This is a genomic window from Bacteroides sp. CAG:633 (assembly GCF_000435115.1).
GTDB classification, from domain to species: domain Bacteria; phylum Bacteroidota; class Bacteroidia; order Bacteroidales; family Bacteroidaceae; genus Bacteroides; species Bacteroides ndongoniae.
Map to the genome: position 1 here is coordinate 35,869 of NZ_FR883103.1, position 9,976 is coordinate 45,844.

A 9,976-nucleotide genomic window follows, 5' to 3' on the forward strand; every position below is an offset into this window, starting at 1 on the left:
TTATATTCTGTCAAAACGGTATTTTTATTCCCAGCAACAACCCGTTGCGGAAAGTGTCCCCGTGCAGGAAGTTCACGTTGTTCTTCTGGATAATTGAGAACTCCATTCCGCTTCGCAGCACGTAGCTGTACTCGAAGCCTCCCTCCAGACCGAGGAAGAACTTCCGGTTCACCGCACCGAACTGCGGGCCGAAGCGGAAACGGAGCATCCCGTTCTTGTAGCGGACAAGGCGGTGCTTGTACAGAAGACCGCCGTCCCAGTAATAATCCTTCCAGAAGTTCTTGGAAACGGGCCTGTGCCAGTGCGTGCCCGCCTCGCCGAATACTTCCACGGCATTGCCGTAGGACAGCGGATATTCATAACCGAGGGTCGCATTCAACGTGGAGGGGAAAAGGAAGCCGGCGTTCAGCGTCAGCTTGCCGTCCTGTGCGGACGCGCTCATGGAGGCTACCGCACACAAGAGAATAAACAATAATTTTTTCATGGCCTGTCAGTATAAGTGATGTGATAATAGGGATAGTACGGCGTGTCTTTCAAAATGTCCGAATCAAAGCCGTCGGCATTGAGGATGTCCTTGTACTCGATGGTCAGCGTGATGACACGCCCGCTGATCTGGTTCTCGGAAATTTCCAGCCGCAGAATCTTCTCTTCGGGGAAGGTGAGCTTCGGCAGTACCAGCACGTTGCGGTAGTCCTTCTTGAATTTCCTCACGTGGTTGACCGTGAAGACCGGCGTCAGCTCGATGGTCTGCGAGTTGGTCGCCTTGGTCTCCTTCTTGTCCGTGAGCTTTATCCTCGTCTCCTCGATGTCATAGGGTATTTTCGTCCGGTTGCGAAGCGAGTAGTCAATGAAGAAATAGTCCCCGACGGAGTAGATATTGTTCACAACGGCTTTCATGCCGTGCTCGTTCGATACAATCTGGTTGAACTTGCGGTCGCTGCCATAGACCGCCCACGCATAGCGTGCCATCTCCGCCATCGGCATGGAAACCTCCGGGTTGATGTACGACTGCAGGTCGTCGTATGACACATTATATATATTGGAAGCCATGCCGGGAGATTGGGTATAAAGGACATCGTACTGTGCGATATGCCGTTCCCCGATAAGGGTCAGCGTACCCAGCAGCTCGTTGTCATCATAACCCAAGTCCGGCAGGGAATCATTCTCGTGATAAGGCTTGATGCGTACAATGTTGTCGGTACACTGGTTGCCGGCAATCTTCGGGGTGGAAATGTCCACCATCTTGATATTTTCGGGCATGACAATGTGCGTGGTCACTTCCCGGTTGACGTAAATCCTCCTGTTGGCGAATATGTTGCCGGTAAGACAGAAGATGCTGATGAAAAGTAAAAGAATCCTGACTTTCATATTATGCGATTTAATGATTTCTTGTTCGGTGTGTAAAGTATTTGATAGTTTACCGTGCGTCATCCGAATTGATCAGATAGACAATGGTGTTGTACTTGATTTTCGCCTTGTTCTTCCTGATGCCGGAAGAGATGGCGGAAGTGGCGGAGTTGTACATGTTCTGCAAGGCCTGCAGGGCGATGGCCTCTCCCGATATGCCGGAACCGTAGCCGTCCTCCGACTCGAAGTTGATGTTCTGCTGTACCGTGCTGGAGCTTGCGTCCTTCACGAAGTCACGGAACTCGGATTCGGGAACGTAGAACCCCTCCATGCCGTCATTGTCAAAGACAGAGAGCTTGACCTTGATGAACCTGTCTCCCACAAGGATGCTGGTGATGGCAGCCCGGACACGCTGCTGCCCGAATCCTGTCACCGTACCGTAAAGGTATGTGCCTTTCTTCAACCGGGTTCCGCTCACGGTCACGTCGTCAAGCAGCTTGAAGCGAAGGCGCGTGCCTTCCCGTGCCTTGGTGGTCTGGTCTATCATGGCCCGTATCAGCCTGGCTTCCGCTGCTTCATTGGAGGCCGTGACGGTATGGAACTTGCCGGCATTGGTGTCGGAGGATTTCAGGACAAGGTTCGGGCGGTTGCGTTCCGCTTCCTCCCTGCGTACCCTGGCGATGGAGTCCGCACGCTGTTTTTCCGCAATTTTCTCCGCTTCCGACTTGCCGTAACCGAGTCCGGCTTCAATGGCCTTCTGCCGTTCATAGCTCCGTTTCTGTATCTCTTCAAGGTCACGGGCAAAGTCATCCTGCGAGGTGTAACCGTTTTCTGAACCACCACCGGAAGAACCGTCGCCGTAAGCGTAGGAGTTGATGTGCTTTCTTGATTCGGCCAGTGAACGCTCCAGTTCCTCCATTTCCTGCTGCCGGCGGATGCGCTCGGCTTCGGCGGCGTCAATGCTGTCAAGCTCGTCCTCGGTGTAGCCGTGACCCAGTTTTTCATTCTCTTTCTCTTCCTCCCCGAGCGCACCGACTGCCGTGAAGGCATCCTCGTCGTCGAAACGGCGTGACATCTCATACATCTTATCTCCGGTTTCCTGAGTTTGCGCCTCCGGCAGTTCCATGTTGATGTGGTCCGTGGCCACCGCCTCCGCTGTCTCACCGTCGCCGCCGAATGTCTGCATCAGGAAGTAAACCATGGCACACAGCGGAACGAAGACGACCAGCGGAAAGATATACTTGGGTTGTCTGAAATTAATCTTGATCATGAGTTGTCATTGTTTTTAAGGGATTTGACGATGTTTTCCAGTTTTTTGTAATGCCGCACGATACGGACGGAATCCGCGCGTGATTTCTTCGGGACGGCAATCAGGGAGTCCAGTTCCTTGCGGACGGCCTGCCCCTCGGCGGTCAGTTCCAGCAGTGTACGTCGATGCGCGTCCTTGTTCGCCTGAATGGTGCGGAAACCGCTGAAGAGCGGTTCCATGTTTGCAATGGCACTCACATCGGGTTCCGTCACGTTCCTGCCGGTCAGGAAATCCGAGACAATGCCTCCGACCAATAACAGGGATAACGAACCGACCACGCAGGCGAACGTCCTTTTGGGATGTTTCCTAGCCCATGCGTTGGCAAGCCGGATGCGCCCCGGCAACCGGCATTTCGTGCCGACCGAACTTAACCTGGGCTGCAACCACGCCCTGATCAGCAGGTGCGTTTTAAGCCTCTGTTCATGCAATTTTTTACCAAATGATTTCATATCCGATATTTTTAATAGTCCAAATCCTTGTTCTCGATGGTCCTCCAGCCGGTGATCATCAGCCCGTGGGGATTGTTTTGTGTCCTGGGCACGCTCTCGATGTACCCGGTCGTCACCAGCGAACGTTTCTGGTCACGGGAACGCCGCTTGATGAGCTGCGTTCCGTAATAGGTGAACTTGCGTTCGTTCCCGTCAAAGCGGATGGAGTCGCACATGACGGTGCAGACCGCCGACGAGGAGATGATGTCGGAGTAGAAGCCGTTCTCGTCCATGGCCTGTTTCTGTTTCAAGGCCGTGCCGTCCGCCATGTACATCGCCTTGCCGAGCGTCCAGCGGATGTAGTCGTCATCGGGCGGCAGGTTGAAGAAATACTGGTGGAAGAGCTGGATGTGCGCCTTCGCCTCCATGGTGAAGTTGGCCTCCAGCTTCGCACGCTCGGCGAGGAACGGGATGTCCCCGTCGAGTACATAAATCTGCTGCCGCTCCTCGCTTACGAGGGAGACGCAGCACCAGACGGTGAACCCGCAGATGACGGCACAGCCAGCTATGGTGGCCAGCACCGTCATCATGGCGAGTTTCGTTTTCTGTGCAAGGGATTCTATAAGCATATACTGTCGTTTTGAAGTTTACTTTACGAGTGATTTCCCCATGGAGCCTGCCGCACCGATTGTCGAGCCGACCGCACTTCCGGCCATCGAGCCTGCCGCGCTCGTGATTCCCATGGCGGTNNCTCGTGATTCCCATGGCGGTGGAGCCTGCCACGGAACCCGCTCCCGAACTTACGCCGCCCGGTATCAGCCAAGAGGCCACTTCGGGGACGAAGCGGATGATGTAGGCACCGACAAGCATACCCATGGCGTACATGCAGTTCGAGCCGATGCCCTGGAGGCCGAGCGCGCCGATTTGCTCCCACGAGTTCACCGAGCCGTGCAGGAGGTGGTCGTAGGCCACCAGGTCCTGCTGGAGGTTGTAAAGGAGGATGAAGTCAATGTAGTACAGGCACATGTAGGTCACGAATCCCCACAGCGAGAGGGAAAGGTATTTTGACATCCACTGGCTCCAGGCCGAGTTCCACGGCGGGGCGAGGGACAGGGCGAACATGATGGGGCAGAATATCATGAGGATGGCCATGAAGATGCGTTGCGCCACGAGGATGCCGTAGTAGGACATCTGGAAAATCAGTTCGCCGATGAAGCGTATGACGTCGTTAATCCACTCGCTGACCTTGGTCTCGGCGGCCACGGCGGCACGCTGGGCGTAGTTGTTGATGGTGGTGCCGAGGTTCTCCACGTTGTAGATGAGCTTGTCCCACCAGGCCGCATCCTGCCCGATGGCTGCCACCTGTTTGGCGGTGGCGATGGAGTCCTGCACCGTCCGGAGGCGGTCAAGGTAATCCCCCTGTTTCTGCGCCACCTTCAGCTCGAAGGCGGCCACTTCCTTGTTCTTGGCCTGCGCCATGGCCTTGGTGGCTGACTCCAGGCTCTTGCCGGGCACCTGCAACGCCTCGCATATCCATGACGAGGAGGAGATGCAGATGGAGATGCCGATGATGCGTAGGAGCTTCATCACGTCCATGCCGCGCCGTCCGAGCATCATCATCCAGCACTCGTAAGAGCCGACACAGAGGGCGAGGCAGAGTCCGAGGGCACGGGCCAGCGAGACCGCATCACCCAGCACCGCCACGTTGGGGAATGTCTCCATGGCGACCAGCAGCTTGTCAAGGCTCTCGTCGATGGCGGGCAGACCGATGGTCAGGAGTGTACACATTATATTCATACCGTTCTTACTTTATATTTATATTTTACAGTTTCTTGTTTCCCTTTTTAATAATGAGTGGCGGCCACGGCACAGAGATGCGCCGTCCGGCTGACCAGTTCCTCCATTTTCTTCCTGGCTTCCTCGTAGGCCTGCTGCCTCTTGGCGTTCTCCAGCCCGTAGCCGACACCGGTCTTGTGGATGTAGGCGATGTCCGCACAGAGGATCTCATTCTGCCGGCTCAGCTCGTTCACCTGGTACTTGAGCCTGCCATCGCTTTTCTTCATGCAGTAGAGCAGCCCGTCGGTGATGCAGTCCTGCATCCGGTTGAACTCGTCCTTGTAGGCAGGGTAACTCAAATCCACGTTGCGGTCCGCCTCCCGTGCCAGTTCCTCCCTGTACAGTCCTTCGATGTGTTTGCGTTCCTCTTCCGCCTTTTCCGCCTTCTGACGCTGGGTTTCCCCGGCCGTGACACGCACCGGCATGATACGCTTGATGTTGGAGTCCTTCTCCCTGAACCGCACCCGGAAGCCGGAATGGAAGCCCGCCCATTTCCAGTACATGTCCGCACCGGAATACCGCTTGTGGAGAAAATAGTAGTACCAGTCGGGAGCGAAGTCCCACGGGCCGTTCTCCATCGACTTCCACTGCCGTTCCTTTTCCTTGTCCCTTGTAGGCCGTTGGGCGTTGGAGACAAGCGGGATGCCGGCCAGTATGATTACAGCCATGATAATTGTCTTTCTAACCTGCATATCCTTCGTTCCATTTGTTGATGACATTTTCCGCTATCGCATCCTTTACCTCCGAGTTCAAAATCTCCCAGATGTAATCAGGTTTCCAACCGCAATCCGTTACAAGATAGCAGTACAGGTTTGCGTTGTCAATGATGTACCGTGCCTTGTCAACGGTGCTTTTGAGCGTCAGCACCAGATTCAGTTTCTCGTCCATGCTCGCCTTCATCAGGTTGATGCCCGAAGCGGCCACGGACGCATAGAGCTTGTAGCAGTGCTTTATCTCCCTTGATATGGCGAGGTTGGCATCCGTGTAGTACCATGCCACGAAAGGCTTGTCCTTCACATATTTGAAAGTGCTTTCCGTGAAGTCCTTGTATTCCCTTACCAGCCGGTACAGGGAGTTGGCGGTGGAAGAAATGGCTCCGGCCAGCACCAGGTAGGAATGGGCGTTGTCAAGCCTTGTGTTCAGCGTGGTGCGCACGTCATTGAACCTGACGGCTCCTTTCGTGATTAAAGACTGTTCGCCGAAACTGGTGGCCACTCTCTGTAACGCCTGGTCCTCGTCCTTCTTCACGGCCTTGTGGAGCGCAATCAGAGCCTCGATGGTCGGAAGGTCTTTGGGGATAATGAATGCGAAACTTTTGGCCGGAAACAACATGAGTGCCACTATCACACACGCTAATTGTATTTTTGCTTTTCTATGTGCCATACCCGAATGATTTATAATGTATTGTCAATAATTTGCAGCCACCAGTCCGTTCCAGCTTTGTATCAGGCCGCCCACATGGCTTTTCATGCTCACCACGTTGGCCCAGCCCTCCGGGTCGATGGCAAAGAACAGGTCGTTTGCCGTGGCGAACTGCGCCATCAGTACCATGCCGTCCACCTTGTAGCGTATCTTCATCAGGCCGGTATAGATACGGTTGGCCAGCGTCAGCCGCTCATAACGGTCGAGCAGGTTGTATCCGTCTTTCTTCCTTTCCGCCGTGCCCTGTCCTTTGAGAGGATTCTGCACCTCGGCATTGTTCACGATGTTCACGAAATCGCCCACGAGCTGCTGTGTCTCCGCCACCAGGCCACCCAACTCTGTCAAACAATAAAGTTTATTTGTAAACTTGGCTTCATTCACGGTCTTGACCAGTTCCGGCACGTCTTTGAGGATGTCAAAGGCGCACGAGCCGATTTCCTTGTAATACAGGCTTTCCGTCCCGAAACCGGACACGTTTTCCATCGTCAGCTTGTAGAGTTCCTTGATGGTGGCCATGCTGACCGTGTACAGCTCCACCTTCTGTTTCCTGGCAGCGATGGAGTCCAGCTGCAAGTTGTGCTGGTCCTCGATGAGTTTCTGCGAGGCGGTGTTGGCGGCCACCACCTTGATGCAGTTCTTGTCGATGACGACACGCCATCCGGCAAATGCCTGCATGGAGACGGTTGCCAATAAGAATGTGATGAATATGTACCTTGATTTTACCATAGCGACATTACCTTTTTATGTTCGTTTATTTTCCTTGCAAACTCACGGAAGAGCGGACTTCCTGCCTTATGGCGGTCTTCCTCTATCCGTATGATGGCCTCCTGCAACCCGCCGTAGTGGGCGATGTAGGTTTTCAGGGCTTCCTTTTCCGAACGCTCGGTGGTGTAGGCCCAGTAACATTCGGGGGCTTCCTCCACGCCATAGACATCCGAGTTCTGTCCCCGGCATATCCACACCTCCTTGAAATAGCTGCGTCCCTCGTGATTGTTCAGGGCGTTGATGGTGAATATCTGCTGCCGCTGGACGGGCGTAAGTCCCAGGATGGCGGCAATCTGTTCGTACCTGTCCTTGAACTTGGTCTGGTCGAGCAGTATCTTCACGTCGGAGTTGTTGATGATGGCCTCCTTGACGATGGGCGAGTCTATCACGTCGTTCAGTTCCTGCGTGACCACCCCGGCGATGCCGTGGAACTTGCGGACGGTCTTGTAGAGATACTTGATGTACTCGGCCATGGTCGGGGACGCGATGGCCTTCCACGCTTCTTCGATGATCAGTGCCTTGCGCCCTTTCTTGATGCGCATCTTCTGCAGGAACACGTCCATGATGATCAGCACAATGATGGGGAAAAGCACGGGGTCATCCTTTACCTTGTCGATTTCAAAGATGATGAACCGCTCGTCAAAGAGGTTCACGTCCATGTCGGAGTTCAGCGTGGCCTCCAGCTCTCCGCCCCGGTAGAACTGTTTCAGGATGGCGGCGAAATTATGGATATCGAAGCTGATCTTGTCCATGGCCATAATCTGGGGGATACGCTCCAGCGCGAACTCGTAATAGGAGTTGAAGGACAGCTCCCTGACTTTCAGCCTGCGCCTCTGCTGCTCGATATGCCTTATCTGCCGGTCCGTCTTCACCAGCTGTGTGTTCTCGTAGAGTTCCTGCTTGTACTTCTCTACGATGGCAAGGGCGCGTTCCCGCTCTCCTTTGCTGGCGGCCCCGTCCCGTGCCAGCGCAAGCAGGGAACGGCACTGTCGTAGCAGCTTCACCTTCCGGGCTTCCGCCGGGAGCATCAGTGCCCGTTTCTCCGTTTCCTCCGGCGGTGGCGGCTCGTTGATCTGCCGCTCGATGTCCTCCATGCCCTTGTTGTACTTGTCGGGGTCTTCCTCCATCTTGGATGCCACCAGCAGTTTCTGCCTTAATGCCTCACGCTCATCGTCGTTGAACCCATCAAACGGGTGGAAGTAGGTTTCATAGTATTCCACGAGGGTCTGGTTGACGAGCATGTCCTCTATCTTGTCGGGGAAGGCGTTGCCCTTGAAAATCAGGAATATCAGTGATTTGAGAAAATTCTTCTTCTCGCCGAAGTTCTGCTCGTATTCCTCCCTCGTTACCTTGAAGGGGTTCATGGAGATGGGCTTCTCCTTGGAATAGGCGATGTACGTGCCCTTGTAGTAGCCGCATATTCCCTCGTAGGAATCACCCGTATCCACCATGACCACATCGGTATTCTGTTCCAGAAGCTGGCGCACGACCGAGTTCATGTGGAAGCTCTTCCCGCTGCCCGAAGGCCCGATGCAGAAGAAGTTGGCATTGTCCGTCATTTTTACCTTTCCTTCCTTGCCGGTGATGTCGATGCAGACGGGCAGCCCCTGACGGTCGGTGTAGTACGTGGTCAGCGGCGTGTCTTCCGACTCTTTCATGTGCTCCTTGAAGAAGAAGCACAGGGCGGCGTCCGAGAGGGTAAGGAAGAGGTCATAGTCGGGATTGAAGGCGTAGGCGTTGCCGGGGAAGCTGTCCGTGAACAGCTCCAGCTGGTTGTAGGCGGTACGGGAGGGCATGATGCCGCATTCGTAGAGCCTGGTCTCCAGATACGAGGTCACGGATGTAACCTTGTCCGGCGGGCAGCTCACGAGGATGTTGAAGTTGCAGTACACCAGCAGGGTGCTGTCCACGGCCAGCCGGTGCAGCACTTCCTCAATGTCGGCCTTGGCTATCCTGTTGCTCGGGTCGGGCATCGAGCCGTGGCGTTTGGCCTTGGCTTGCAGCTGTCTAAGGAGTTTGCGCTGCTGGGGTATCTGCACGGCCTGGTTGTACACCACGCAGTCTGCATGGGGCACGTTTGACAGGAACGAGAGCAGGTCGGTGGCGACGGCATAACCGTTGATGCTCGTCTCCGTGTAAGGCTTCACCAGCGAGGGCAGGTTAATCTCATCGATGTCCACCAGCGGGTAGGAACGGATGATGCGGTCGCCGGTTCTCAGGTATTCGTCCGAGGCCTTGAAGTTGGTCATGGAGAACGGGCCGCTTCGGAAACGGAACGCCATGAAGCGGTGGCAGTATTCGTTGACCTCCTCTTTCGTCAGCAGCCAATGCCGGATGTCCTTCTCCTTCAGGATGTCGGCCACCTTACTGACCTTGGCGTGGAAGTCCTGCCATTTCTTCGGGTCGTACTGCACGAACTGGCCGTGCTGCGCCTCCTGCGTGACAATAAGGTAGGTGCGTATCTCCGTGAACTCCCTTCCCTCGAAGTAACGGAAATAGCTCCTGTTCAGGAACTCCGCGTCTTCCGGCACGTCGTGGTGGTAGGTCTGCTTGCAGAAGATGTCCTGCTTCTGCAGGGCATAGCCCTCGCCGAGCGTCTGCGCCACATTGGAAAGCACGTCCTGGAAGCGTAGGTACTGCTCCGCATCCGTACACAGCTGCTGCACGGGGTTGGTCATCCCGAAGATGACGGACGGATTCCCGCCGGCCGAGAAGAGGACGACATGGCCGTCCGTCTCTTCCAACTGTGCGTAAAGTCCGTCAAATACTCTTTTTCTGGTGTGTGCCATAAGATTACCGGTTTTAGGAGTTCGCTTTCAGTTTTTTGTAAACATAGATTCCTTTCGCACGCCGCTTGTTGTGCAGTCCG

General features: G+C 55.0%; 9 protein-coding genes and 2 pseudogenes. All 11 read right to left on the bottom strand.

Annotated features, from left to right (window positions below; genetic code table 11):
- Nucleotides 1-10: 10 nt before the first annotated feature.
- Nucleotides 11-484 (bottom strand): hypothetical protein, encoded by a 474-nt coding sequence (locus QVP67_RS10685; protein ID WP_022163558.1) that lies wholly within the window; start codon nucleotides 482-484, stop codon nucleotides 11-13.
- On the bottom strand, nucleotides 481-1,368 hold the full coding sequence (traN, locus tag QVP67_RS10690) for a conjugative transposon protein TraN (RefSeq protein ID WP_022163559.1): 888 nt from the start codon (nucleotides 1,366-1,368) through the stop codon (nucleotides 481-483). Before traN ends, QVP67_RS10685 begins: the two co-directional genes overlap by 4 nt.
- Before the next feature lie 49 nt (nucleotides 1,369-1,417).
- Nucleotides 1,418-2,617 carry a conjugative transposon protein TraM gene (traM, locus tag QVP67_RS10695; RefSeq protein WP_022163560.1) on the bottom strand — a complete coding sequence of 400 codons (1,200 nt, stop codon included), beginning with the start codon at nucleotides 2,615-2,617 and terminating at the stop codon, nucleotides 1,418-1,420.
- The gene (locus QVP67_RS10700) at nucleotides 2,614-3,105 is read right to left on the bottom strand and encodes a hypothetical protein (RefSeq protein WP_022163561.1); all 492 of its coding nucleotides are present in this window, start codon (nucleotides 3,103-3,105) and stop codon (nucleotides 2,614-2,616) included. The genes traM and QVP67_RS10700 overlap by 4 nt, the downstream gene beginning before the upstream one ends.
- An 11-nt stretch (nucleotides 3,106-3,116) precedes the next feature.
- On the bottom strand, nucleotides 3,117-3,713 hold the full coding sequence (gene traK / locus QVP67_RS10705; RefSeq protein ID WP_075316817.1) for a conjugative transposon protein TraK: 597 nt from the start codon (nucleotides 3,711-3,713) through the stop codon (nucleotides 3,117-3,119).
- 18 nt (nucleotides 3,714-3,731) lie between these two features.
- Nucleotides 3,732-4,881, bottom strand: a pseudogene (locus tag QVP67_RS10710) (hypothetical protein).
- Between the two features lie 47 nt (nucleotides 4,882-4,928).
- Nucleotides 4,929-5,612 (bottom strand): DUF5045 domain-containing protein, encoded by a 684-nt coding sequence (locus QVP67_RS10715; RefSeq protein WP_022163564.1) that lies wholly within the window; start codon nucleotides 5,610-5,612, stop codon nucleotides 4,929-4,931.
- Entirely contained in the window at nucleotides 5,602-6,303 is a 702-nt protein-coding gene (locus QVP67_RS10720) for a hypothetical protein (RefSeq protein WP_022163565.1), read from the bottom strand. The genes QVP67_RS10715 and QVP67_RS10720 overlap by 11 nt, the downstream gene beginning before the upstream one ends.
- A gap of 24 nt (nucleotides 6,304-6,327) precedes the next feature.
- The gene (locus QVP67_RS10725; RefSeq protein WP_022163566.1) at nucleotides 6,328-7,068 is read right to left on the bottom strand and encodes a hypothetical protein; all 741 of its coding nucleotides are present in this window, start codon (nucleotides 7,066-7,068) and stop codon (nucleotides 6,328-6,330) included.
- Nucleotides 7,062-9,896, bottom strand: coding sequence for a TraG family conjugative transposon ATPase (locus QVP67_RS10730; RefSeq protein WP_022163567.1), 2,835 nt, complete (start codon nucleotides 9,894-9,896; stop codon nucleotides 7,062-7,064). The genes QVP67_RS10725 and QVP67_RS10730 overlap by 7 nt, the downstream gene beginning before the upstream one ends.
- A gap of 13 nt (nucleotides 9,897-9,909) precedes the next feature.
- A pseudogene (locus QVP67_RS10735) lies at nucleotides 9,910-9,976 on the bottom strand (DUF4133 domain-containing protein); the annotation flags it as partial.

Bases quoted from the DNA above. Each gene is read 5' to 3' on its own strand.
- traN (WP_022163559.1), bottom strand. From the start codon at position 1,368: ATGAAAGTCAGGATTCTTTTACTTTTCATCAGCATCTTCTGTCTTACC.
- QVP67_RS10715 (WP_022163564.1), bottom strand. From the start codon at position 5,612: ATGCAGGTTAGAAAGACAATTATCATGGCTGTAATCATACTGGCCGGC.
- QVP67_RS10685 (WP_022163558.1), bottom strand. From the start codon at position 484: ATGAAAAAATTATTGTTTATTCTCTTGTGTGCGGTAGCCTCCATGAGC.
- QVP67_RS10720 (WP_022163565.1), bottom strand. From the start codon at position 6,303: ATGGCACATAGAAAAGCAAAAATACAATTAGCGTGTGTGATAGTGGCA.
- traK (WP_075316817.1), bottom strand. From the start codon at position 3,713: ATGCTTATAGAATCCCTTGCACAGAAAACGAAACTCGCCATGATGACG.
- QVP67_RS10730 (WP_022163567.1), bottom strand. From the start codon at position 9,896: ATGGCACACACCAGAAAAAGAGTATTTGACGGACTTTACGCACAGTTG.
- QVP67_RS10725 (WP_022163566.1), bottom strand. From the start codon at position 7,068: ATGGTAAAATCAAGGTACATATTCATCACATTCTTATTGGCAACCGTC.
- traM (WP_022163560.1), bottom strand. From the start codon at position 2,617: ATGATCAAGATTAATTTCAGACAACCCAAGTATATCTTTCCGCTGGTC.
- QVP67_RS10700 (WP_022163561.1), bottom strand. From the start codon at position 3,105: ATGAAATCATTTGGTAAAAAATTGCATGAACAGAGGCTTAAAACGCAC.